Genomic DNA, 23,306 nt, shown 5'->3' with positions numbered 1-23,306 from the left:
AAATTTCCACATACGCCGCAACACATTTGTAATTTTCAAAACGCCGGACAAGCCACAAATGCAAAAGGCCGCACCAAATGGCACGGCCTTTCGTTTTGATTGCCAGAACTGATTAGTTCTTAGCGTAGAATTCGACGACCAGGTTTGGTTCCATTGTGACAGGGTATGGCACATCGCCCAGTGTTGGCGTGCGCACAAATGTCGCTGTCATTTTGGAGTGGTCAACGTCCATGTAGTCAGGAACGTCACGCTCAGGCAGTTGTGAAGCAACCAGAACTAGTTCCATTTGCTTGGACTTCTGACGAACTTCGATCACGTCGCCTTCTTTTACGCGGTAAGAAGGAATGTTCACTTTCTTGCCGTTCACAGTCACGTGGCCGTGGTTCACGAACTGACGTGCAGCAAAGACAGTTGGTACGAATTTCGCACGGTAAACAACTGCGTCCAAGCGGCGCTCAAGCAGACCAATTAGGTTTTCACCTGTGTCGCCTTTTACACGCTCGGCTTCGCCGTAGATGCGACGAAACTGTTTCTCAGTCAGGTCGCCGTAGTAACCCTTCAGCTTTTGCTTTGCGCGCAGCTGTGTACCGAAGTCGGACAGTTTGCCCTTACGACGCTGACCGTGCTGGCCGGGGCCGTATTCACGACGGTTTACTGGTGACTTTGGACGACCCCAGATGTTTTCGCCCATCCGGCGGTCAATTTTGTACTTGGCAGCGGTACGTTTAGTCATACGCTGATCTCCTTCTTTAGATTACGAAGGGCGTTGTCCTTTTTTCCGGATTTTGCCGGAACGACAGGGTTCCTCTTGCGAGGTCCACCAACACCAATGAATGGGCGGCTTATAGAGGCTGTTCCGGTACTGTCAACGCCAAAGTATCAACGTCTAAATGTGGCACACAACGGCCCTATGAAAGCACATTTTGCGTCCCATTCTAAACATATCAGAATGGTAATGTGTTCCTAAGGCAGTGATGAGGATCGCATGCCGTGTGTCACGAGTAGTTTGTTCACCTCAAGAGTTAAATCCAGTTAAAGAGTATGGCAAGCATGTGGCGACAATGTTGTCCCACATGCTCGCTCTTCCCCATTGCACCACAACACAAAATTGGTGATGCATGTCTCATGGAAAATACATCTCTTTCACCAAAGCCTTTTCATTTTGCAGCAGCTTTTGGCGCGGGCAGTTTGCTGACCCTGATGATATTGTGCAATGGCACTCTTGCCGCCTATGGATCGCTATTTTTTGCATCTTGGGTGCCGCATCTGGCTGGCAGCGTTGTTGCACTGATCCTATTACTGATTCTACGACCGCGTAGGGCTGCTAAAGCACGGCCACCGATTTGGGCCTATCTGGGCGGTGTCTCTGGCGGTGTAACGGTCATGCTGACCTCAGCGACCATGAACACGGCGCTCGCCTTATCAGGGACAATCGCACTTGGGCTTGCTGGCCAAGTCTTGTTCAGCCTGTTTGCTGATATGCGCGGATTGTTCGGCCTACCGCAGCGGATGCCAACACAACGTGACTATGTATCGCTGGCGTTCATCATCGCCGGTAGCCTTGTTTTGATCTTTTTCGGAGGCGAGGCATGATTATCTACGCCGCGCTCGCAGTCATTGCAGGGTTACTTGTAGGGCTAAGCCGCCAGATTAACGGAAGGCTGGCGCTTTCGACCTCTGCTATGGAATCGTCTTTCTGGAACCACTTTGTCGGATTCGCGTTTATCACCTGCGTCGCGCTAATTATCGGTGGCTTATTCGCAGGAGAGCCACAAGCATCGCCATGGTGGGCTTATCTCGGCGGACCAATCGGCGTGATCTTTATTGCGGCTGGAAGTTGGCTGATCCCACGCATTGGGGCAGCACAGACCGCCATGCTGATTATCGCAGGGCAGATGATATCAGGTGTAGTGCTGGATATCGCGATGGGTGCCCCGGGCAGCCCATGGGCCCGGACGTTTGGCGTTGCGCTGATTCTTTTGGGGATGTGGGCATCACGATCAAAACGGCCAAAGCCGATAACAAAACACACCCATAGCGACAACTGAAAAACACAACTCAACCCAATACAGGTCATTCGGTGTTGGCAATATTTGGCGCAGTGCTGCGCATATTGCCGCCATAGGTAGTCACATTAGATGGACGTTATTTTTTCGAAATGACACTTAGTCCGTGTTTGAAAACAAAACTGGAAAATTCAAAATGAACAACACACTAAAGCTGTCTGCAATTATCGCATTCGCATCATTCGCAACAACAGCAGCGGCTGAATGCACAGAAGCTTCGGTTCAAGAAAAAACAATGGAAATTTCCACTGGGATGCAGGCTCTTGCAGCGACGAACCCTGAAAAGATGATGGAAGTCTCTAACGATCTGCAGGCCGCGATGACAGAAGCCGCTGCTGCGGAAGACATCGAAGCTGTTTGTACTTCTCTGGACGCTATTTTGGCTGACATGAACGGCTAAGCCTATTTGCCTGTGACACCCCGGGAATGCCCCGGGGTGTCATAACTTAGATCTCTTTGCGATCGTCGACGACACCAAGTGCGGCAACGCCAGAGTTACCCAATTCAACTGTCGCGAACGGCCCGCCCAAACACATGTTCGCCGGATCTTTGTTATCCAATGGCGGGGTATCTGCCAAAATTTCCTTTGCAAAAACCTCTGCGTTGTCTTTGGGGCGATAGCCCAGATGCGCGGCTTTGCTGTTGTCGGCGACGATGCGGTCGTTGTTTGACAGGCCCCAAACCTTTGTAAAACCGACGACAGGTGTATCAATCGAACGCTCAACAAGGTGGATCAAGTCATCATAAGAAAGCCAAGTCCCCAGCGCCCGCGCATTATTGACCTGCGCCGCAGAGAATATCCGCATGCAAACAGCTTCAACACCGCGCTTATCCCAATACAGGCTTGCCAAATCTTCGCAAAAGCATTTTGCCAGACCATAGTAGGTGTCCGGCTTATGCGGTGCATCCAGATCAATCACGTCTGTTTTCACGTGCATTCCGACGGCATGGACAGAACTGGCGTAAACAACGCGGCGCACGCCTTTGCGAAATGCTGCTTCCCAAACATTGTACGCGCCAATGATGTTGGATTGCAGGATGTCATCCCAAGGTGCCTCATCCCCGATTGCACCAAAATGCACGACCATATCAGCGCCTTCGAGGATCGTTTCCATCGCGGCCAAATCGGTTAGGTCGGCCTGAACGTATGTTTCACCGGGGTAGGTTTTGCCAATCGCTTCGGCCCGGTCTGTAGATACCAGCTCATCGCACATCTTTGTCAGCGGCTCGCGCAGGTATGATCCCAATCTGCCTGCGGCCCCGGTTAGTACGAGTTTTTTCATGTCTTTTCCTTATCAATCGATTGACGCATCTGCGCCAGCAAGCTGTCGGTCGCTTTTGCCAAAGTCCCCACATCGGTGCCACAGGCAACGAACGAGAAACCGTCATTTAATAGATCTGCGGCCATCGCAGGATCAGTTACCAATGTCCCCACGGGCACGCCCATATCCATCAGCTTGCGTGCAGCAGGCATAATCCGCGCCCAGACATCAGGGTGGAGTGGTTGGCCAATCATTCCCATGTCTGCGGATATATCCGCCGGACCAAAGAACACGCCATCCACACCCTCAACGCCGCCGATTTCTTCTGCTTGATCAAGCGCGGCACATGTTTCGATCTGAATCAACACACACGTCTGGGATTCAACTTGTTCATAGTAATCCTTAACGCGACCAAAGCGGTTTCCACGCGCGGCCCCTGCAACACCACGAATGCCGTGCGGCGGATAGCGGGTCGCTTCAATCGCGGCACGCGCCTCGTCCGCGCTTTGGATCATGGGGAAGAGTATGCCTTCTGGTCCCAAATCAAGCAGCCGTTTGACAATGACCGGATCATTCACTGGGGTCCGTACGATCGCGGTTGAATGGTATGGCGCGATCGCCTGCAACTGACCTAGCACCGTCTGCATGTCGCCGGGCGTGTGTTCCAGATCAACCACCAGCCAATCAAATTCAGCGGCAGCGACGACTTCGGCAGAATAAGGGCTGGCAAGGCTCACCCAAAATCCAACCTGCTTTTCGCCCGCTTTAAGACCCGCAAGAAAGCGGTTGGTTTGCATCTTCATATCACAGCCTTTTCGACAAACTTGGTGCCGTTCACGATGCGATCGAAATGGAACGGCGTCAGGTCAAGCGTACGGTATTCACCATGCGCGATCCACTCTGCTGTGCCGCGCCCCATTGCCGGAGATTGCTGAAAGCCGTGGCCAGAAAACCCGTTCACGAAAAGGAAGTTTGAAACTTCAGCATGGGGCCCGACAATCGCGTTCTGATCAAAGGTATTATAAGCGTAATGCCCAGCCCACGAATTGCGCAGCTTGATCGCCTCGAACTGTGGAATACGATTAGCGAGGATTGGCCAGACCTTGTTTTCCCATAGACTGTGGTCTTGGGTGAAATCGTTGTAATCGACGGCGGGGTCGTCGTCAGGGGGGCTACCGGCAAGGTAATAGGTGCCGTCTGTCCGCATATGCACACCGGACGGATCAATCGTCAGCGGCAGGTCACGGTCGAACGGCTTTTCCGCCTCGAATATATAAGTGTATCGCTTGCGCGGCTCGACCGGAATTTCGATACCAGCCATACGCGATGTCAGCACGGCACGTGGGCCGCTGGCATTCACAATGGTCCCGCAGGCGATAACCTCGCCTGATTTTAGCGTCACTGATTCAACGCGGGTACCTGTGGCGTTCTTGGTCATCGCCACAACTTCGTTCGTCACATATTCGACACCTCGTTCGCGCGCGGATCGTTTCCACCAATCAAACAGCGTATTTCCATCGAAATACCCTTCGTCGATCAGATTGTGGTTACCCGCGATGATGTCGTCAAGATTGTAGAACGGATAGGCCGCCGCGATCTCGTCCCGGGTCATGTGTTTTGTGCCAGCCCCACATGCGGCCTGCAATTGCTGGCTTTCGCGCAGAGTCGCCGCGAATTCGGCGTTATCGGCAAGATACATATAGCCATAGCTTTGGATCGGGATGTTCGGCACGCGTTCATCGCCGCCCATGTAGCTGCGGAAGTTTTTCACGAAATCTGCAGCGAACTGCGAAATGCGCACGTTGATCTCACGGCTGAATTGCTGGCGCATACATGAATTGGTGTGGGACGTCGAAGTGAATTCATAAGTCGGATCACGTTCCACCACGAGGACCGAACCGTTGAAATCGGGATTATCCGATAGGAACCAAGCCACCGACGAACCCAGCATCGCGCCGCCGACAATCACGACATCATATGTTTCCTTCACAGGTGTTTGCGTCATGCAGTTTCCCCACGTGCAACGGTTTCCAAGATGTCTGTGACGGTTTGCGGATCAAACCCATAATCTTTGATTGCGGACGCGGCTGAAATATAGCCACGGATCAAATCGCGCTTAACCAGTTCCGGATCACGCGCAGTTGCGGGGCCATAGCCCGCACCGCCCGGCAGCCCCAGAACAACACGCGTGCCATCTGCAACGAACTGTTTTCCCTTGCCCTGCATCGGGGTGCCATCATCGCGCGCAATTGTCGTCGGCGCACCGCTAGCGCCGCCTTGCCGACCACGTGCGGGGTGATCCACCCTGTCGAACATTGCCGAGAAATCAAACTCGTGACCGTCGGTTGCGCCGACCTCCATATATTGGCCAAGCCCACCGCGATATTGCCCAGCGCCACCGCTATCGGGGCGGAGTTCTTTGCGCCAGATAATCACCGGGCCTGTGTGTTCAGTCGCTTCAATCGGCATGGTCATCACCCCAGAAGGAAACGCCGTGGCGTTTAGCCCATCAACGGTTGGCCGCGCGCCTGCCCCACCAGAGTTAAAGGTCAGCACCTCGGACCGCGTTCCGTTGTGACCCGGCGCGGGGCGCAAGCTGACTTGGAAATTACACAGGCACCCTGCCCCTTCGGCGGGAACAGTGGCGGGCAAGATTTTATCAAGTGCATCATAGACTGTGTCAGGGATCATATGACCGATGATATGGCGCAACGCGACCGGCGCGGGATGCACCGCGTTCACGATACTGTTCACTGGGGCTGTAACCTCAAACGGAGCAAGAGATGCCGCGTTGTTTGGGATTTCAGGCGCAATCGCACATTTCAAGGCATAGCAGGCGTAAGCCTTGGTATAGACAAGCGGAACGTTGATACCCTTTTTATCCAGCCCAGACGTACCCGCAAAATCGCAAATCATACGATCTTTTTCGATTGTCAGTTTGACGCGCAGATCAATCGGCGCATCAAATCCATCAATGGTCATCCCACCGTCAGCCGACGCCTGAGGTAGCCCTGCGATCCGTTCAAGCGTAGCCCGCCGAGAGTTGTCGAGAATAAAGTCACCGATACCGCCCAAGTCAGACAGGTCAAATTCATCCATCATCTCAGCAAGGCGGCGCTGGCCGATCTCGTTGCAGGTCGCAAGCGCATACATATCGCCAACCAGCTGATCGGGTTCTCGCACATTGCCGCGCACGATGCGGATCAAGGTTTCATCGACCGTACCACGTTCCACGAACTTCATGATCGGGATGTAGATCCCTTCTTCATAAACGCTAGCCGCGTCGGCACCAAAGCCGCGTCCGCCAATGTCCACCACATGCGCTGTGCACGCAAAGAACCCGACGTGGTTGCCGTTATGAAACGATGGCGTCACGACCGTGACGTCGTGCAAATGCCCGGTCCCTTCCCACGGATCATTGGTGATATAGACGTCACCTTCAAAGATGTTTTCGCGACCAATACGCCGAATGAAGTGCGCCACGGCGTCGGCCATTGCGTTCACGTGGCCCGGCGTTCCCGTCACTGCTTGGGCCAGCATCTGGCCTTCGGCGTTATACACGCCCGCCGAAAGATCACCGGCTTCTCGTACGGACGTTGAAAACGCGGTGCGCACCAGCGCCTGCGCCTGTTCTTCAACGATTGAGATCAGGCGGTTCCACATAACTTGGTAGGCGACATTGCTCATGACTGCACCTCTGTGATGTCGATGGTTCCATCAGGACGCGCGATTGCGCTCCGGCTGGTGGGGACCACGATGGTCGTTTCGTCTTCGGTAATCAAAGCAGGTCCCTGAACGACGGCACCGGGCACGAGGCTATCGCGTAAAACGACGGCAGCTTTGGCAACCTTACCCAATGCAGGGTCAAATAGGTCGCGTTCTCCCGACACCGCAGCGTTGCTTTCGTCCGGCGTCGCGGTCAACGCATCGGCAACGGCTGCGTCAGTCGTGGCGTTCACTGCCCAAACCGTAATTTCGATATCCATCCCTGCAACGGTCCGTCCAAACAGCGCTTCGTATTCGGCCTCAAACAGGGCTTGGAATGTCGCGGGATCAGGGTTCATTGCTTGGTCAGCCGTCAAGCTAATCGGGATTTCCCATCCTTGACCCGTGTAACGCATATAGACCTTAAATTCAGAATGGATCGGTGCAGTGGCGTCGCATGTGCGCACAAAGCCTGTCGCCTCAGTTTCCATGTCAGAAAGCAGGGTTTTGACTGTCACAGGCGCGAAATCTGACAGTTTCATATAAACGCTGCGCGTCGCTTCAAAGCTGAACGGGGCGCGCAAAAATCCGATCGCCGATCCCACACCTGCCCCAGTTGGAACCAGCAGCCGTTTCACACCCAGCTTTTCACACAAGCGCCCAGCATGCAGCGGGGCCGCACCGCCAAAGGCAATCATCGTATAATCGACAAGGTCTTCGCCATTTTCGACGGCGTGCACGCGGGCAGCGTTCGCCATGTTTTCATCAACGACCTCGGCCAACCCATAGGCCGCAGTCAGCGCATCCATATCGAGTGGCGCACCAAGTTCATTCAATGCAGCATTCGACGCGTCCGAATGCAATTTGATTGATCCACCCGCAAAGTTATCAGGGTCCAGCTTGCCGAGGGTAAGATCAGCATCAGTCACCGCCGGGCGCGAACCGCCGCGGCCATAACACGCTGGCCCCGGTTCTGATCCGGCGCTTTCTGGACCAACGCGAATTTGGCGCATCGCATCCACATGGGCCAAGCTGCCACCGCCTGCCCCGATCTCGACCATATCAATCACAGGGATAGAGATCGGCATGCCTGATCCCTTTTTGAAACGATAGGTACGCGCGACCTCGAACACACGGGCCGTTTTCGGGGTTTGATCTTTGATCAGGCAAATCTTGGCAGTCGTCCCCCCCATATCGAAAGACAGCACCTTATTCAGACCATACCGCGCAGCAATATTGGCCGCGAAGACAGCACCACCAGCAGGGCCAGATTCGACCAAGCGCACGGGAAATTCCGCGGCGCTTTCGAGGCTGATAATCCCACCACCCGAATGCATCAAAAAGATTGGACATACTGCGCCTTCTTCGGCAAGGCGCCCCTTTAGCCGACCAAGGTAGGACTTCATCAATGGTTTGATATAGGCATTCGCTACGGTCGTATTAAACCGTTCATATTCACGCATCTGCGGCGACACCTCGGACGAAATCGACACCATCACGCCGGGCAGTTTTTCTACCAACACATCCCGGATCATCTGTTCATGTGCGTCGTTCAGGTAGGCATGGATCAGCCCAACCGCGATGCTTTCGAACCCCATCGGGGCAAGCTGATCAGCCAGCGCCTCTACCTCTGCGCGGTCCAGCGGGATCAAAACGTTGCCCTGCGCATCCATGCGTTCGGACAGCGTAAAGCGATGCTGCCGGGGCAATAGCGGTTCGGGCAATGTCAGGTTTAAATCATATTGCTCAAAACGGCTTTCGGTACGCATTTCTATCACATCGCGAAAGCCTTGGGTCGTGATCAGCGCAGTTTTCGCGCCACGCCGTTCGATCAGCGCATTCGTGGCCAACGTCGTGCCATGAATGATTTGTGAAACTGCATCGAGCGCTACCCCTGCCTTGGAACAGACCTGATGCATCCCTTCGATGATCGCATTTTCAGGGGCGGCATATGTCGTCAAAACCTTGGTCGAGAATTGATCTTTGCCGACTTCCAGAACGACATCCGTAAAGGTCCCGCCAATATCAACGCCAAGTCGGATGTGATTTTGCATAAACGCGGTCCCCAAGCTGTTCACAAGGAAAGGTTAGGCCGCGCAACCCATCATCACAAATTGTTTAATTGGATACATATAATAAATTTTTATGATCATATTGCTGCGCGACACGAACCGCAGCTTCAGCACAAGTCACAACAGAATGTGCCGCCCGTTCCGCATCGTATCGTGCATAAAAATCAAGCGGTGCCGGCGACCAATCGTACTGGATTTCGCATAAGGCACCCCGCGCTAGTTCACCCGAAACCATTGCCCTAGGCAGCGTCGCAATCCCCATACCATCCAGCGTCATGTGCAAACAGGCGGCAAGGTTACTGGACGGCACCAACCGCACATCCAAATCACGTCGCATAGCAAAATGGGCAGAAACCTCATCGAATAACCGAGTATTTCGCGCGTGCGTCAGGATTGGATGCTGTGCCAAATCTTCGGCGGTGGCGATCCCACCCGGTGCAATCTCAGGTGCGGCCACCCAGACCATGTCGTATGACCCTAGCGTGATCTCACCGCTCGACATTCGGCTGAACGGCCCATTTTGCAGGGCAAGATCAAGCGTCCGTTCCGCCAAGCCCTTTTCAAGGTTCACCGACAGATCGACAGTTAGCTCAACCACTAAGTTTGGATAGTCGTCTTTGAGTGCACGCAAATAGTCACGCAACCACGTGTGAACGATCATTTCAGTCACCCCAAGGCGCAAGGTCCCCGACAACAGCCCCTTTTGATCAGCCGCAACAACCAACGCCTCCGTCGCATCCAGAACCCTGCGAGCGTGCGAAAGCAATTCCTGCCCTTTACGGGTCAAACGTACCGACCCGGCATCGCGGGTCATCAATTGCGTATTTAACGCACCCTCAAGGCCCGCAATGCGCGCAGAAATATTCGGCTGCGTTGTATTCAGCCGCTCTGCCGCGCGGCGAAAGCTTTGCATATCAGCAACCCAAACAAAGGCTTCCAGCTGCTTAAGGTTCAGGCGCAATTTCGGGCTCCGGTTTCAGGGCTAATCAGCGTCGCGAAAAATCGCGTCTTGCTGCAACATGCACCCGAACAACCGGTGTGTCACCTCTAAGGAAAACCGAAAACTTGCCGCCCCCATATCGTGGTGGCCAACGACGACCCTTCCCGGGCTTAGAACCTGCGGCAAACGCAACCTGCGGCCCGCGATCTGGACAAAGAAATGGTCACTCTTGAATAGCAGCGCTTGGTTAGTTGCCTCAACTTGCAAGGCCATACCGACACCATAGCCGATGTATTCTTCTAAGCCAGTTGGGCCCGCAAACCGTTTAGAACTATGAACAACCTGCGGAAAGCCACGTCCACGGCCATACTGCCTTATCCAGAATTGCCCGTCAGTCACGCGGTCCTCGGTCACGATGACAACAGCAGGCTGGTGCAAAGAACTGCGGTCAAACGGAAACGGCGCGCCAACCAGCCGGGCGGCATGCGCCAAAATCCAGCCAACCCAGTTCATCCGCATAGCAGTCACAACACCTTGGTATGCAACACTATCCCCGCCCTTGAGCCGCTTTCCAAATCGTTTACGAATGGCAGCGGGTAATAACGCCCAAGCCTGCGGTCCCAGCAAGTTTCGAAATCTGTCATCGGCGAGTGGGGGATCAACCGGCAGCGGCGGTGGAGGAGCATTTTCGACATATTGAACTAGCTGCATCGCGCGTTCCTAACGCATCATCCCACCTATCTTTGGTGGGTTATTTTCCTTTGCCGCCCGCAAATTTGAGCAGCTTAATTACCTTGTCCCCAAGCCCCATCAGCCTGACTAGCTGTGCTTTGGGAACACCCAGCATCTGGTCATACCAACGCGTCGTCGTGGACAGGAAATTCTGCATGTCCAGCAAGCGCTGCAGTGCGACCGGATCAACATCACCGTCGACATCTGCTCGTGCGACACATTGATCAATCGCGGAAACCGCAGGATCAATCTCGCGCTCACGACGGCCCTGCGCGATCCGCATCGCCATCTCCCATACATCCACCTCGGCTTCAAAATGTTCGCGACGGTCACCTGCTATCGGAACGCGTCGGATCAAACGCCACGCGACCAGTTCCTTAAGCGAGTTCGAGACGTTAGATCGCGCAATTCCCAACGCCTCAGAAATCTGCTCTGCATTCATTGGCTTGGTCGCAAGATACAATAATGCATGTATCTGCGCGACTGACCGATTAACGCCCCACTGGCTGCCCATATCACCCCAATAAAGGATGAATTGATCAACTGCCTCCGGTCGCTTTATTTGTGTAATTTCTGTCATAGCAGAAATATACGAAATAAGCTCGGCTATTGCAAGTATTTCTGCAACACCCCCAAAGTCCGAGGACATTGCTGATCATGGGCCTTCGCGTTACTGGATGATAGAAGCCCAATTCTGCGACATGATGATCAATGGGTTCAATGATGATACCCAGAATTCGCGGTAAGATTACTATTCGCCACACCTTTATCACACCTCACAAACAAATTATTTCCAAGTGCTGCCAAGGATTGACCATTCTGCAACGTCCAACCACCGTGATGCGTATGAAAACCAGTGACGAAGACCTCGCGGCAGCAGCCGCAAATGGCGACGGGGCGGCCTTTGCCAACTTGCTTGATCGTCATTACGATAGGCTGTTCGCGTTCTGCTTTCGATTAACCGGTCAACGGGCCGAGGCCGAAGACCTAACACAAGATATTTGCGCCGCCCTGCCCGCCAAATTGGGCAGCTACCAACGCCGCGCCAAAGTGACGACATGGCTATACCGAGTTGCCGTAAACGCAGCGCATGATCGTCGCCGAAAACGCGCGACGTACACCAAGGCAACATCTGGCTGGGGCGATTGGGAAATCGCGCGCAAGGCCGAACAAACAGAAACGACCGAAGCACTGGACTGGCTGACGGCCGCGATGAACCAGCTGACCGACGACCTACGCGATACGCTCGCGCTTGTTCTTGATGATATGACCCATGCACAAGCCGCTGACATCCTTGGGGTATCCGAAGGCACCATCAGCTGGCGGATATCCGAAGCCAAAAAAGCCCTGCGCGCGATCAAAGAAAAGGAGGCCGCAGAATGAACGACGATCTCGACGACCTCAAGTCCCTGATGGATCAGGCCACGCCGCGCGCAGATGAAACACGCCGCGCGGATAACATCGCGCTTGCCCGCAAAAACTTCGACGACCTCCAAGGATCACGCGAACAGCCGCGTCCCACTCCTGCAACCGGGCGTAACGCCCTTTGGACAGGAGTAATGACCATGCTGAATGCACTAACATCCAAGGCCGCGCTTGGAACAACCACCGCGCTTGTCGCTTGCGGATTTTTGTTTCTGACCCCGCAAGGCCAAAGCCTGCTAGCGCCGCCAACTGCGACGGACCCGGTGCTAACGAAATTGACAGAGGCACCGGTAGCGGATGATACACGCGCATCTGAAAACCCAGAACTGCGGATCGCTGAAGATATCAACATTCTCGACGCTATTAGCCCCCCTGCACCAACCGTCGAAAGCGACCATTCACCGGCGCCCAAGGCATTTGCTTTCGATGGAACCGCCACAGAAGAGACTGCGACGATGGCGGCAGAAACTGCACTGCCAATGCCCACTGCGCCAGCAACAGCGCTACGTTCATTAGATCGTCCCGAAGCATCACAAACGGTGCCTAGCCCGGCCGATACTAGCCGTGATAGTGCTCAGCTATACACGACGGCGCCAATGGAAACCGTCGAGGAGGCCGAGATCGCACAGCCGCGACCCCAAGCGCTGTCAACGCTCTCAGTCGGCGACCGCGTTGCCCCTGACCAAAGCACCGTTGCAACCCAATCAAACACCGAGACCTATGCCAACGCAGCAGCGAACCCACTGAAAGTCACCTCAGAAGAACCCGTTTCAACGTTCTCAATCGACGTCGATACAGCGGCCTATTCAGTTGTTCGGTCGTCCTTGTCGCGCGGCCAGTTGCCGCCTGCAAACGCTGTCCGTATTGAGGAATTAATTAACTATTTCCCATATGACTACCCAGCCCCTGACGCGGGCGATGCCCCTTTTCGCAGCACCGTGTCCAGTTTTGAAACACCGTGGAACGCGGATACCCAATTGGTACACATCGCCTTGCAAGGGCAAATGCCTGCCTTTGAAAACCGCCCCCCCCTGAACCTTGTGTTTTTGATCGACACATCGGGATCAATGGGCAGCCCTGACAAGCTACCGCTGTTAAAACAGTCGTTCCGGTTAATGCTGGATCAACTGCGCCCGGAAGATGAGGTCGCGATTGTAGAATATGCGGGCAGCGCGGGTCAGGTGTTGGCCCCGACTGTGGCCTCTGATCGCGCAACGATCTTGCATGCGATCCAATCCTTAGGCGCAGGTGGACCGACTAACGGCCAAGGCGGGCTAGAGCAGGCTTACGCTGTTGCTGACGCGATGGCTTCTGATGGTGAAGTCAGCCGTGTGATCCTTGCCACTGATGGGGATTTCAACGTCGGGATTAACAACCCCAATGCGCTGAAAGACTTTATCGCCGACAAGCGTGATACTGGCACCTACTTGTCTGTTTTGGGCTTTGGTCGTGGCAATCTGGACGACGCGACGATGCAGGCGCTTGCGCAAAACGGCAACGGAACCGCTGCCTATATCGACACTTTGTCCGAGGCCCAAAAGGTGCTTGTCGATCAGCTTTCTGGCGCACTATTTCCTATCGCGGGCGACGTCAAAGTACAGGTCGAATTCAACCCAGCCCAAGTCGCGGAATACCGATTGATCGGCTATGAAACCCGCGCATTGAACCGCGAAGACTTCAACAATGACAAGGTCGATGCGGGTGAACTGGGGGCCGGGCATGCGGTGACGGCGATCTATGAAATCACCCCAGTGGGCAGCCCTGCGCAGCTAAGCGACCCGCTCCGCTATGCGCCGAACACGGTGGCTGCCACATCGGACGAGATCGGCTTTGTCAAACTGCGCTATAAAGCACCGGGTGAGGATATCAGCGAACTAATCGAAACGCCGATTATTGGGCAAAGCACCCCCGAAACCGAAGCCAATTTCGCGGCGGCGATTGCAGGTTTCGGACAGCTACTGCGCGATGACAGCTACCTAGGTGACTGGGGCTATGACGATGCAATTGCACTGGCCAATGAAAACCGCGGGACCGACGATTTCGGCTATCGGACCGAAGCGGTGCAGTTGATGCGATTGGCGCAAAGCCTTTCAAAGTAGGACATAATATCAGGGTGGTGTGCTTACCTACCCTGATATGCATCTAGTGCATGTAGGCCTTTGTATCCATGAAGTGCTTTAGGGTTTGCTCTTTTTGAGGGCGGAAGGCTCCGGCCTCTTCCAAGCGAATAATCCGGTCCAGCCGGAACATCCGAAAATCATTCCGTAGTTCGCACCAGCAAACGGCTGTCCAAACCCTCCCCCAGAACCAAACGCCAAGCGGGCGCACGATCCGCTGGCTTTCGTTACCTTTCTCATCTTCATAGGTGATATCAAACCGGATCAGGTCTTCGGCTGCAGCTTCGAACTGGTCGATATAATCCCGCCACGTGCCGCCGTGCCACGGCATTGTCACGGCATGCACATTGACTTGTCCGACCTTTTGCCGGGCGTCATCGGGTAGAACGGTGTCGATTTTCACCAGCGCTTCTTGGGCGGCGGCGGCCATTTTAGTCCCGCCCCAGCTCTGCAAAATCCGAGCGCCAGCGACGAGCGCGACGATCTCTTCTTGGGTGAACATCAGCGGCGGCAGATCATAACCATCACGCATTAGGTAACCAACGCCTGCCTCACCATCGATTGGCACGCCCGACCCGATCAAATGCGCAATATCGCGGTAAATCGTGCGCGGTGTGACCTCTAGCTTTTCGGCCAACTGCGCAGCAGTGATAAGCCGACCGCCCCTGAGATACTGAAGTATCTGGAAAAGACGGTCGGCCCGGCGCATTAGGACGCGGCCTCGAATATGCCTAGTGAATTGCCGTCCAAATCTATGGCGTAAGCAAAGCGCCCCGGTGGAATCGTAATGATAGGGCTTACGATTTCGCCACCTGCAGCTTCGCAGCGTTTCATCGTGGCCTCCAATCCGTCAGGTACGTAAAGGTGAATGGTATTTCCGCCGTCAGCCGCCGGTTTTCCGGGGTACAGATGTCCACCGATTACGTTTCCGGTCGCGCCGAACATCGCCATCGGATTAGGGCCGGAATTGTCGATCGTCATGCCAAAGTCAAAGACGTCATTATAAAACGTGACCGACTTTTCCATGTCCGTCACGGGAATTTCTGTCCATGCTACTGCGTGTTTGGTCATCTCTCATCTCCTATGTTTGGGGTTGATGAAGATATTTAACCATACCCCTACTGACAGCGTTGTGTCAGCATGATTTCAGGATGTCGCGTTATTCTGCGCCATTTCACAATTGACTGCCCCAACACTCGGGCAATTATCACCTCTATCAACGCTCTTGGACCATGCGCAGTTATCCAAACGCATTACGCGCAAATGGCCGCCACAACTTTGGCGCAGTACACCTGCTAAAACATCCGAATTTCAGATGCGCGAGAATTACACCAACTCTAGAAAACTCCAGTGATTGCGCGACGAAAGATCGCCTACGTATCACCACATGCATTGACGGGGGTACATGGAATCGGAAATATGACGTTCCTATGACAGAGCAACTGAACGCATTCTTCGCAGCCATGTCCGATCCGACGCGTCGGGCCGTGATCGAGCGGCTAGTCTGCGGTCCGGCTAGCGTAAGTGAATTACATGCGCCTCATGATATGGCGCTGCCAACGTTTATGCGGCATCTTGGTGTTCTCGAAAAAACAGGCATTGTGCAATCGGTTAAAAAAGGTCGAGTGCGGACCTGCCATATCGAATATGCGCCCCTGATCGAAGCCCAAGGATGGCTCGCATGGCAAAGGCATTTATGGGAACATCGTCCAGATGATTCTGACAAACGCCAAGAGCAGCCCGGTCAAATTGCCTAATTTTTGACCATTAAGTCAAAAATTCAGCGCAACATGGTGTATTTCCTCTTGCTAAATCGCCCCTACAGCGCTTTCATGGACGCCAGTTTAGCCAAAGCGTCTACGCCGCATCGACGTTTACGGCTGGGATATTTGTTTTGGTAAGGCGGCAGGTTTACAATATGGATGTCACGTTTCTTCTGAATGGGGAAACCGTGCAGGTGGATGCGGAACCGACGCAGACCTTGCTGGACTGGCTACGCGTGGAACGCGGGCTTTGCGGCACCAAGGAAGGGTGCAATGAAGGGGACTGTGGCGCGTGTTCAGTTCTGGTACGCGATGACACCGGCGACAAAGCCCTGAACGCCTGCATTCTTTTCATGCCACAACTTCACGGAAAATCTGTTCGTACCGTCGAAGGGATCAGCGGGCCGAACGGGGAACTGCACCCTGTCCAAGAAGCGATGATCACCCACCACGGATCGCAATGTGGTTTCTGCACGCCGGGCTTTATTGCCTCGATGGCCGCAGGGCACAGCCATGGACGCACCGACCACGATGATGTCCTTGCCGGAAACCTGTGCCGCTGCACAGGCTACGCCCCAATCATCCGTGCTGCCAAAGCTGCGGAAACGGCCAAAGTACCCGCGTGGCTAAACGATGATTTGCCTGCTGTATCACCTACAGTCTATGCACCGCAAAACCTTGAAGAGCTTGCCACATGGTACGCTGCCAATCCCGACGCAACGCTTATCGCCGGGGCCACTGACGTTGGGCTTTGGGTCACGAAACAACTGCGCGAACTGCCAAAAGTCGCGTTCCTAAACCGCTGCGCAGAACTACGCGAAACGACCATCGGCAGCGATGATATTCATATTGGTGCTGCGGTCACGATGACGGAAACACTTGCACTGGCCCGCGTCCATCACCCGCATTGGGCAGAGATGATCCGGCGCTATGGATCGGAACAGGTACGCAACGCAGCCACCATCGGTGGCAACATCGCCAACGGCTCGCCAATCGGGGACAACCCGCCTGCGCTGATTGTAATTGGCGCAACATTGCATCTGCGCCATGGCAACACAGAACGGCAAATGCCAATCGAAGACTTCTTTATTGCCTACGGCAAACAACACCGCACGCCCGGCGAACTGGTCACCGGTGTGACGATCCCGAAATCAACACCCGACCTGCGATGCTACAAAATATCGAAACGGTTTGACCAAGATATCTCTGCCGTCTGCGGGTGCTTTAACGTCACCGTATCTGATGGCGCCGTCGTCGATGCCCGCATCGCATTTGGCGGGATGGCTGGCATCCCACACCGCGCCACCGCCGTAGAGACCGCCCTGATCGGCCAACCATGGAACAGCACGACAGTCGCCCAAGCCGCCGCAAAATTCGGTGACGACTACACACCAATGTCAGACATGCGCGCTTCGGCCGCGTATCGGCTCCAGATCGCGCAAAACCTACTGCACCGCTACTTTGCCGACCGCACCGGACAGGCCACTAACGTGCTAAAGGTCACCGCATGAGCGTCGCAAAGCCCCTTCCGCATGATGCGGCCAAACTGCATGTGACGGGCAACGCCCGCTATATCGACGACATTCCGACACCTGCAAATGCGCTACACTTGGCGTTCGGCATGTCCGAAATCGCGCGTGGCAGTTACACCATGAACCTAGACGCCGTTCGCGCAGCCCCCGGCGTGGTCGCAGTGCTTACCGCCGATGACCTGCCTTTTGCCAATGATGTGTCGCCTTCCGTCCACGATGAGCCACTCCTCGCGACGGGTGCGGTACATTATCTGGGTCAGCCGCTATTCTTGGTTGTCGCTGACAGCCACCTGAACGCGCGCAAGGCCGCACGGCTTGGCACCGTCAACTATACCGAAGAAACGCCGATCCTGACGATTGATCAGGCGCTAGCCGCCAATAGCCGGTTCGAGGATGGCCCAGTCATCTGGAAAAAAGGCGACGTCGATAGCGCGCTGTCAAATGCCCCGCACCAGTTGCATGGCAGCATCACGATGGGCGGCCAAGAACATTTCTACCTCGAAGGTCAGGCCGCGCTCGCCTTTCCGCAAGAGGGCGGCGATATGATCGTCCACAGTTCCACCCAGCACCCCACCGAAATCCAACACAAAGTGGCAGAGGCGCTTGGCGTGCCAATGCACGCCGTACGCGTCGAAGTCCGGCGCATGGGTGGTGGCTTTGGCGGCAAAGAAAGCCAAGGTAACGCGTTAGCGGTCGCTTGCGCCGTCGCTGCGCAGACACTCGGGCGGCCCTGCAAAATGCGTTACGACCGCGACGATGACATGATGATCACGGGCAAGCGGCATGATTTTCGGATCGACTATGTCGCTGGCTATGATGACACAGGCAAACTTAGCGGCGTTGATTTCACACAAGCCACGCGTTGTGGCTGGGCGCAAGACCTATCGCTGCCTGTTGCGGACCGCGCCATGCTGCACGCCGACAATGCCTACAACTTGCCAGCCGTGCGCATCACGTCCCACCGCCTAAAAACCAATACGCAATCTGCGACCGCCTATCGCGGGTTCGGTGGCCCCCAAGGGGTGCTCGGCATTGAACGGGTGATGGACCATATCGCAAGTGACCTTGGAATCGACCCTGCGCTTGTGCGGCAACGCAACTACTACGCGGAGGCGGACCGTAGGGTGGATCTTGATCCACCTACCCCCCAGACTACGCCCTATCACATGCCAGTCACCGATTTTATCCTGAACGAGATGACGGAACGGCTGATTGAGACGTCCGATTACAAAAACCGCCGCGAAACCATTGCAGAATGGAACGCCGACCAACCGATCCTGAAAAAAGGCATCGCGATCAGCCCGGTCAAATTCGGCATTTCCTTTACACTGTCCCACCTGAACCAAGCCGGGGCACTCGTGCATGTCTACCAAGACGGCTCTGTTCATATGAACCACGGCGGCACCGAAATGGGCCAAGGGCTGTTTCAAAAGATTGCACAGGTCGCCGCCAGCCGTTTTGGCATTGACGTCAGTGCCGTGAAAATCACCGCGACCGACACGGGCAAAGTACCGAACACGTCAGCCACCGCTGCATCATCAGGATCAGACCTAAACGGTATGGCGGTCGCCAACGCCTGCGACACAATCCGCGACCGGATCGCCGCATGCCTCGCCGAACTCCATCAAAGCCGGACAGAGGACGTGCTGTTTGAAGACGGTCAAGTCACCGTTGCAGACGAAACCATGTCCTTCGCGCAGGCCGCAATGACCGCCTATCAAAACCGAGTCAGCCTATCGGCCACAGGTTTTTACAAAACACCGGGTCTTGCTTGGGATAGGACCAAAGGCACTGGCACACCATTCTTTTACTTCGCCCAAGGCGCCGCCGTCACCGAAGTCGTCATCGACACGCTGACTGGCGAAAACCGCATTCTACGCACAGATATCCTGCATGACGCGGGCGCATCACTAAACCCCGCCTTGGATATCGGTCAGGTCGAAGGCGGCTATGTCCAAGGCGCAGGTTGGCTAACGACAGAAGAGCTCGTCTGGGATGATAAGGGGCGGCTGCGGACCCACGCGCCATCAACCTATAAAATCCCGGCCTGTTCAGATCGGCCTGATGTGTTCAATGTCGCGCTGTGGGATGAACCAAACCCCGCGCAAACAATTTATCGCTCCAAAGCCGTGGGCGAGCCACCGTTCATGCTGGGCATATCCGCATTCTTAGCACTGTCTGATGCGGTCGGTGCCTGCGGTCCGAACTACGCCGACCTTCAGGCCCCTGCGACTGCCGAAGAAATCCTGAATGCGATCCACAGGGCACGCGGATGACCAACGGCATTCGGATCACCATTACCAAAACCGCCGGGTCAACGCCCCGCGATGCTGGCACGCAAATGATGGTCTGGCCGGATAGGACCGAAGGCACCATCGGCGGCGGGCGGCTCGAATGGGATGCAATTGCCGAATCCCGCAGCATGTTGATGAGCGAACAAACAACGCAAACCCGTACGATCCCACTGGGGCCCGGACTTGGCCAATGTTGCGGCGGGTCGGTGACGCTGTCGTGGGAACATGCTGACGGCATGGCCACAAGCCAAACACGACCGCTTTGGATCTACGGCGCGGGCCATGTCGGGCGGGCCATCGTCAATGTCATGGCCCCCCTGCCCGATTTTACGATCACTTGGGTAGACACCAGCGCAGATCGGTTTCCTGAAACAAAGACCACGACATTGGTCGCGAGCGATCCATCCCAAGTCGTCAAACACGCGCCAGATGATGCTGTTCACCTGATCCTAACGTATAGCCACGATATGGACCTCGCGCTGTGCCATGCGATTCTATCGCGCAACTTTCACCATGCTGGACTGATCGGATCAGCGACAAAATGGGCGCGTTTTCGGACGCGGCTCGCCGCATTGGGGCACCTACCTGAACACATCTCGCGCATCGCGTGTCCAATCGGTGATCCATCCCTCGGGAAACACCCGGCGGCTCTTGCGCTTGGCGTCGCAACCGCGATGATCGCGCCGCAAACGCACCGGACCAAGGACCGTACCGCATGAACCAACCTTTGCTTGCCCTGACCGGGCTGACCAAAGCCTACCCCGGTGTGGTCGCCAATAAGGATGTGTCGTTCGAAATCGCACCCGGCGAAGTCCACGCGCTGCTTGGCGAAAACGGTGCGGGCAAGTCGACATTGGTTAAAACGATCTATGGGCTGGTGAAACCAGATAGCGGCACTATGACACTGAATGGCGCACCCTATGCGCCTGCCGAACCACGCGCCGCCCGCGCATCAGGCGTAGCAATGGTATTCCAGCATTTTTCGCTATTCGACGCGATGAACGTCGCTGAAAACATTGCACTTGGCATGGAAAACCCACCGCCCCAACGCGAAATCGCAGAACGCGTGCGTGCCGTTTCCGACCAATATGGGCTACCGCTTGATCCTTCGCGGATTGTTGGCGAACTGTCAGCCGGTGAACGCCAGCGGGTCGAAATCATTCGTTGTCTACTGCAAGACCCCAAACTGCTGATCATGGATGAACCCACCTCGGTTCTGACCCCGCAAGAGGTCGACATCCTATTCAAAACCCTGCGCAAGCTCAGCGCCGAAGGCACCGCGATCTTGTACATCTCACATAAGCTAGAAGAAATTAGGGCCCTGTGCGAAAACGCGACTGTGCTGCGGTTGGGCCAAGTAGTTGGCACCTGTGATCCACGCGAGACAAGCGCACGCGATATGGCAGAGCTGATGGTGGGGTCCGCGCTTCTTGTGCCGGAACGTGCCGCGCGGCCAACGGGCGAAACGGTCCTGTCACTTCAGGGGCTGTCGGCAAAGGCACCACACCGCTTTGGCACCGCCCTACGCGATATTTCTATTGAGGTGCAAAAGGGCGAAGTGCTGGGCATCGGTGGTGTTGCTGGCAACGGCCAAGACGAATTGGTCGCAGCGCTTTCAGGCGAAATGCGTACCGCCAAAGGCATGGTAAATTATCAGGGGCAAAGCATTAGCCAACTTGGCCCCAACGCCCGACGCAAAATTGGCCTTTTGACCGCGCCAGAAGAACGGATGGGACACGCTGCCGCCCCCGACATGAGCCTAACCGAAAACGCCGTTCTAACCGCGACAACGCGCCAGAAACTGGTCAACAAAGGTTTCGTAAACTGGCGCAAGGCACGCAGCTTTGCCGAGGACGTCATCAGCACCTTTGACGTGCGGACCCCTGGCCCACAGAACACAGCCCGGTCACTGTCTGGCGGGAACCTGCAGAAATTCGTGATCGGCCGCGAGATCATGCAAACCCCTGATGTTCTGGTGGTAAACCAGCCGACATGGGGTGTTGACGCATCCGCCGCAGCCTCTATTCGTCAGGCACTTCTTGATCTGGCCGCCAAAGGCACCGCCGTGATCTGTATTTCGCAAGACTTGGACGAATTGATGGAAATCTCTGACCGCTTTGCTGCACTGAACGAAGGTAGGTTATCAGACCCACGCCCAGCGCAGGGCCTCACGGTCGAAGAAATCGGCCTGATGCTTGGCGGTGCCCATGATATGGAGGTCGCCCATGTTGATGTGTAGCGCTGCCTCCGGCGGGAGTATTTTGACCAAAGCGAGGATGGCCGCATGATTATGCTCGAGAAACGTGCGCAGCCTTCGCGCGTCTGGACACTGGCCGCCCCAATCTTTGCAGTATTGCTGACGATGATATGTGGTGGGCTATTGTTTGCGGCGCTGGGCAAGGACCCGTTCGAAACCATCCGCACGATTTTCTTTGATCCGCTGTTTTCCGAATTCGCGTGGTTCTACCGCCCGCAGCTTTTGATAAAAGGCGCACCGCTTGTGCTGATCGCGATTGGGCTATCCTTTGGCTTTCGCGCAGGTATTTGGAACATCGGCGCCGAAGGGCAATATATCGTCGGCGCAATTTGCGGTGCGGCTGTTGGGCTGGCATTTTATCCAACTGAATCGATATTCATCTTTCCGATGATGATCGCTGCAGGGGTGCTTGGAGGTACGCTTTGGGCGCTGATCCCAGGGATTTTGAAAGTCAAATTCGACACGAACGAAATCTTAGTGTCGCTTATGCTGGTCTATGTAGCGGAACAATTGCTGGCATCTATGGCGCTGGGCGCACTGCGTAACCCTGACGGCATGGGCTTTCCAGGATCGCGGAATTTAGCCAAATACGACAGCGCCACCAGCTGGATATCAGAAAATGCGGGCATGCATTGGGGTGTTGTCGTTGCCCTGATCGCCGTCATCTTTGCCTATGTAACTCTGTCGCGCCATCTGTTTGGCTTTAACGTGCGCCTTGCGGGCCAAAGCCCCCGCGCCGCCCGCTTTGCTGGCGTAAACCCAAGCACCTTGATCCTAATCTGCATGGGTATTTCTGGCGGCCTTGCAGGTGCCGCTGGTCTATTCGAGGTCGCAGGCCCGGCTGGGCAGATTAGCATTGATTTCAATGTCGGCTACGGCTTCACCGCGATTATTGTCGCCTTCCTTGGTCGCCTTCACCCCATCGGCATCTTGCTGGCAGCAGGCCTGATGGCCCTGACTTATATCGGGGGCGAGATTGCGCAATCCAACCTTGGCCTACCCGGCGCAGCGATCCAACTGATGCAAGGGATGCTGCTGTTCTTCTTGTTGATGGTAGATGTTCTAAGCAACTACCGCGTAACGTTTAGAAGGGCGCGGGTCATATGATAAAGCACTTCTGCTTGCCGGCGATGATCAGTTT

Annotated in this window: 22 protein-coding genes; 11 read left to right on the top strand and 11 right to left on the bottom strand. The window is 55.3% G+C overall.

Going from position 1 to position 23,306, the window contains the following annotated elements:
• Window positions 1–112: 112 nt before the first annotated feature.
• Window positions 113–733 carry a 30S ribosomal protein S4 gene (gene rpsD / locus CYQ09_RS13000; RefSeq protein ID WP_106745819.1) on the bottom strand — a complete coding sequence of 207 codons (621 nt, stop codon included), beginning with the start codon at window positions 731–733 and terminating at the stop codon, window positions 113–115.
• A 392-nt stretch (window positions 734–1,125) separates the two neighbouring features.
• Here rpsD and CYQ09_RS12995 point away from each other — a divergent pair, with 392 nt between their 5' ends.
• The 3 genes from CYQ09_RS12995 (at window position 1,126) to CYQ09_RS12985 (ending at window position 2,466) form a co-directional block, all read left to right on the top strand.
• Window positions 1,126–1,593 carry a DMT family transporter gene (locus CYQ09_RS12995; RefSeq protein WP_106745818.1) on the top strand — a complete coding sequence of 156 codons (468 nt, stop codon included), beginning with the start codon at window positions 1,126–1,128 and terminating at the stop codon, window positions 1,591–1,593.
• On the top strand, window positions 1,590–2,048 hold the full coding sequence (locus CYQ09_RS12990; RefSeq protein WP_106745817.1) for a DMT family transporter: 459 nt from the start codon (window positions 1,590–1,592) through the stop codon (window positions 2,046–2,048). Before CYQ09_RS12995 ends, CYQ09_RS12990 begins: the two co-directional genes overlap by 4 nt.
• A gap of 154 nt (window positions 2,049–2,202) precedes the next feature.
• Window positions 2,203–2,466 (top strand): hypothetical protein, encoded by a 264-nt coding sequence (locus CYQ09_RS12985; protein WP_162617674.1) that lies wholly within the window; start codon window positions 2,203–2,205, stop codon window positions 2,464–2,466.
• Between the two features lie 46 nt (window positions 2,467–2,512).
• On the opposite strand, the gene CYQ09_RS12980 is transcribed toward CYQ09_RS12985, so the two are convergent.
• The 8 genes from CYQ09_RS12980 to CYQ09_RS12945 all read right to left on the bottom strand — a co-directional run bounded on the left by CYQ09_RS12980 (window position 2,513) and on the right by CYQ09_RS12945 (window position 11,357).
• Window positions 2,513–3,349 (bottom strand): NAD-dependent epimerase/dehydratase family protein, encoded by an 837-nt coding sequence (locus CYQ09_RS12980; protein ID WP_106745815.1) that lies wholly within the window; start codon window positions 3,347–3,349, stop codon window positions 2,513–2,515.
• Entirely contained in the window at window positions 3,346–4,131 is a 786-nt protein-coding gene (locus CYQ09_RS12975; RefSeq protein ID WP_106745814.1) for an HpcH/HpaI aldolase family protein, read from the bottom strand. The genes CYQ09_RS12980 and CYQ09_RS12975 overlap by 4 nt, the downstream gene beginning before the upstream one ends.
• Window positions 4,128–5,333 carry an NAD(P)/FAD-dependent oxidoreductase gene (locus CYQ09_RS12970; protein ID WP_106745813.1) on the bottom strand — a complete coding sequence of 402 codons (1,206 nt, stop codon included), beginning with the start codon at window positions 5,331–5,333 and terminating at the stop codon, window positions 4,128–4,130. Before CYQ09_RS12970 ends, CYQ09_RS12975 begins: the two co-directional genes overlap by 4 nt.
• Window positions 5,330–7,015, bottom strand: coding sequence for a hydantoinase B/oxoprolinase family protein (locus tag CYQ09_RS12965; protein ID WP_106745812.1), 1,686 nt, complete (start codon window positions 7,013–7,015; stop codon window positions 5,330–5,332). The genes CYQ09_RS12970 and CYQ09_RS12965 overlap by 4 nt, the downstream gene beginning before the upstream one ends.
• Window positions 7,012–9,087: a hydantoinase/oxoprolinase family protein gene (locus tag CYQ09_RS12960; RefSeq protein WP_106745895.1), complete on the bottom strand. Its 2,076-nt coding sequence runs from the start codon at window positions 9,085–9,087 to the stop codon at window positions 7,012–7,014. Before CYQ09_RS12960 ends, CYQ09_RS12965 begins: the two co-directional genes overlap by 4 nt.
• A 64-nt stretch (window positions 9,088–9,151) precedes the next feature.
• A complete protein-coding gene (locus CYQ09_RS12955; protein WP_106745811.1) occupies window positions 9,152–10,066 on the bottom strand; it encodes a LysR family transcriptional regulator in 915 nt (304 codons plus the stop codon).
• 21 nt (window positions 10,067–10,087) lie between these two features.
• Window positions 10,088–10,756, bottom strand: a complete 669-nt coding sequence (locus CYQ09_RS12950; RefSeq protein ID WP_106745810.1) for a DUF4166 domain-containing protein — start codon at window positions 10,754–10,756, stop codon at window positions 10,088–10,090.
• Window positions 10,757–10,796: 40 nt separating this feature from the next.
• Window positions 10,797–11,357 (bottom strand): GbsR/MarR family transcriptional regulator, encoded by a 561-nt coding sequence (locus tag CYQ09_RS12945; RefSeq protein ID WP_106745809.1) that lies wholly within the window; start codon window positions 11,355–11,357, stop codon window positions 10,797–10,799.
• A gap of 266 nt (window positions 11,358–11,623) precedes the next feature.
• On the opposite strand from CYQ09_RS12945, the gene CYQ09_RS12940 reads away from it, so the two are divergent.
• Complete coding sequence (locus tag CYQ09_RS12940) at window positions 11,624–12,160, top strand: RNA polymerase sigma factor (protein WP_106745894.1); 537 nt, start codon at window positions 11,624–11,626, stop codon at window positions 12,158–12,160.
• Window positions 12,157–14,301 (top strand): vWA domain-containing protein, encoded by a 2,145-nt coding sequence (locus CYQ09_RS12935; protein ID WP_106745808.1) that lies wholly within the window; start codon window positions 12,157–12,159, stop codon window positions 14,299–14,301. Before CYQ09_RS12940 ends, CYQ09_RS12935 begins: the two co-directional genes overlap by 4 nt.
• A gap of 43 nt (window positions 14,302–14,344) precedes the next feature.
• Here CYQ09_RS12935 and CYQ09_RS12930 read toward each other — a convergent pair whose 3' ends face one another.
• Both CYQ09_RS12930 and CYQ09_RS12925 read right to left on the bottom strand, forming a co-directional pair.
• Window positions 14,345–15,028 (bottom strand): helix-turn-helix transcriptional regulator, encoded by a 684-nt coding sequence (locus CYQ09_RS12930; RefSeq protein WP_106745807.1) that lies wholly within the window; start codon window positions 15,026–15,028, stop codon window positions 14,345–14,347.
• The gene (locus CYQ09_RS12925; RefSeq protein ID WP_106745806.1) at window positions 15,028–15,390 is read right to left on the bottom strand and encodes a VOC family protein; all 363 of its coding nucleotides are present in this window, start codon (window positions 15,388–15,390) and stop codon (window positions 15,028–15,030) included. The genes CYQ09_RS12930 and CYQ09_RS12925 overlap by 1 nt, the downstream gene beginning before the upstream one ends.
• Before the next feature lie 359 nt (window positions 15,391–15,749).
• On the opposite strand from CYQ09_RS12925, the gene CYQ09_RS12920 reads away from it, so the two are divergent.
• From CYQ09_RS12920 to CYQ09_RS12895, 6 genes are all read left to right on the top strand, one after another.
• Entirely contained in the window at window positions 15,750–16,076 is a 327-nt protein-coding gene (locus CYQ09_RS12920) for an ArsR/SmtB family transcription factor (protein ID WP_106745805.1), read from the top strand.
• A gap of 161 nt (window positions 16,077–16,237) precedes the next feature.
• On the top strand, window positions 16,238–17,593 hold the full coding sequence (locus CYQ09_RS12915) for a xanthine dehydrogenase small subunit (RefSeq protein ID WP_106745804.1): 1,356 nt from the start codon (window positions 16,238–16,240) through the stop codon (window positions 17,591–17,593).
• Window positions 17,590–19,890, top strand: a complete 2,301-nt coding sequence (gene xdhB, locus CYQ09_RS12910) for a xanthine dehydrogenase molybdopterin binding subunit (protein ID WP_106745803.1) — start codon at window positions 17,590–17,592, stop codon at window positions 19,888–19,890. Before CYQ09_RS12915 ends, xdhB begins: the two co-directional genes overlap by 4 nt.
• Window positions 19,887–20,627: a xanthine dehydrogenase accessory protein XdhC gene (gene xdhC / locus CYQ09_RS12905; protein ID WP_106745802.1), complete on the top strand. Its 741-nt coding sequence runs from the start codon at window positions 19,887–19,889 to the stop codon at window positions 20,625–20,627. Before xdhB ends, xdhC begins: the two co-directional genes overlap by 4 nt.
• Window positions 20,624–22,147 (top strand): ABC transporter ATP-binding protein, encoded by a 1,524-nt coding sequence (locus tag CYQ09_RS12900; RefSeq protein ID WP_106745801.1) that lies wholly within the window; start codon window positions 20,624–20,626, stop codon window positions 22,145–22,147. The genes xdhC and CYQ09_RS12900 overlap by 4 nt, the downstream gene beginning before the upstream one ends.
• A 45-nt stretch (window positions 22,148–22,192) precedes the next feature.
• Entirely contained in the window at window positions 22,193–23,272 is a 1,080-nt protein-coding gene (locus CYQ09_RS12895) for an ABC transporter permease (protein WP_106745800.1), read from the top strand.
• The last annotated feature ends 34 nt before the right edge of the window (window positions 23,273–23,306 follow it).

The organism is Yoonia maritima (assembly GCF_002933395.1).
GTDB lineage: Bacteria > Pseudomonadota > Alphaproteobacteria > Rhodobacterales > Rhodobacteraceae > Yoonia > Yoonia maritima_A.
This window is presented reverse-complemented; position numbering and strand designations above follow the sequence as displayed.

Coding starts and splice junctions, on each gene's coding strand:
- CYQ09_RS12950 (WP_106745810.1), bottom strand. CDS start 10,756: ATGCAGCTAGTTCAATATGTCGAAAATGCTCCTCCACCGCCGCTGCCG.
- CYQ09_RS12895 (WP_106745800.1), top strand. CDS start 22,193: ATGATTATGCTCGAGAAACGTGCGCAGCCTTCGCGCGTCTGGACACTG.
- CYQ09_RS12935 (WP_106745808.1), top strand. CDS start 12,157: ATGAACGACGATCTCGACGACCTCAAGTCCCTGATGGATCAGGCCACG.
- CYQ09_RS12930 (WP_106745807.1), bottom strand. CDS start 15,028: ATGCGCCGGGCCGACCGTCTTTTCCAGATACTTCAGTATCTCAGGGGC.
- CYQ09_RS12975 (WP_106745814.1), bottom strand. CDS start 4,131: ATGAAGATGCAAACCAACCGCTTTCTTGCGGGTCTTAAAGCGGGCGAA.
- CYQ09_RS12970 (WP_106745813.1), bottom strand. CDS start 5,333: ATGACGCAAACACCTGTGAAGGAAACATATGATGTCGTGATTGTCGGC.
- CYQ09_RS12900 (WP_106745801.1), top strand. CDS start 20,624: ATGAACCAACCTTTGCTTGCCCTGACCGGGCTGACCAAAGCCTACCCC.
- CYQ09_RS12920 (WP_106745805.1), top strand. CDS start 15,750: ATGACAGAGCAACTGAACGCATTCTTCGCAGCCATGTCCGATCCGACG.
- CYQ09_RS12980 (WP_106745815.1), bottom strand. CDS start 3,349: ATGAAAAAACTCGTACTAACCGGGGCCGCAGGCAGATTGGGATCATAC.
- CYQ09_RS12990 (WP_106745817.1), top strand. CDS start 1,590: ATGATTATCTACGCCGCGCTCGCAGTCATTGCAGGGTTACTTGTAGGG.
- CYQ09_RS12915 (WP_106745804.1), top strand. CDS start 16,238: ATGGATGTCACGTTTCTTCTGAATGGGGAAACCGTGCAGGTGGATGCG.
- xdhB (WP_106745803.1), top strand. CDS start 17,590: ATGAGCGTCGCAAAGCCCCTTCCGCATGATGCGGCCAAACTGCATGTG.
- CYQ09_RS12995 (WP_106745818.1), top strand. CDS start 1,126: ATGGAAAATACATCTCTTTCACCAAAGCCTTTTCATTTTGCAGCAGCT.
- rpsD (WP_106745819.1), bottom strand. CDS start 733: ATGACTAAACGTACCGCTGCCAAGTACAAAATTGACCGCCGGATGGGC.
- CYQ09_RS12985 (WP_162617674.1), top strand. CDS start 2,203: ATGAACAACACACTAAAGCTGTCTGCAATTATCGCATTCGCATCATTC.
- xdhC (WP_106745802.1), top strand. CDS start 19,887: ATGACCAACGGCATTCGGATCACCATTACCAAAACCGCCGGGTCAACG.
- CYQ09_RS12925 (WP_106745806.1), bottom strand. CDS start 15,390: ATGACCAAACACGCAGTAGCATGGACAGAAATTCCCGTGACGGACATG.
- CYQ09_RS12945 (WP_106745809.1), bottom strand. CDS start 11,357: ATGACAGAAATTACACAAATAAAGCGACCGGAGGCAGTTGATCAATTC.
- CYQ09_RS12960 (WP_106745895.1), bottom strand. CDS start 9,087: ATGCAAAATCACATCCGACTTGGCGTTGATATTGGCGGGACCTTTACG.
- CYQ09_RS12940 (WP_106745894.1), top strand. CDS start 11,624: ATGAAAACCAGTGACGAAGACCTCGCGGCAGCAGCCGCAAATGGCGAC.
- CYQ09_RS12965 (WP_106745812.1), bottom strand. CDS start 7,015: ATGAGCAATGTCGCCTACCAAGTTATGTGGAACCGCCTGATCTCAATC.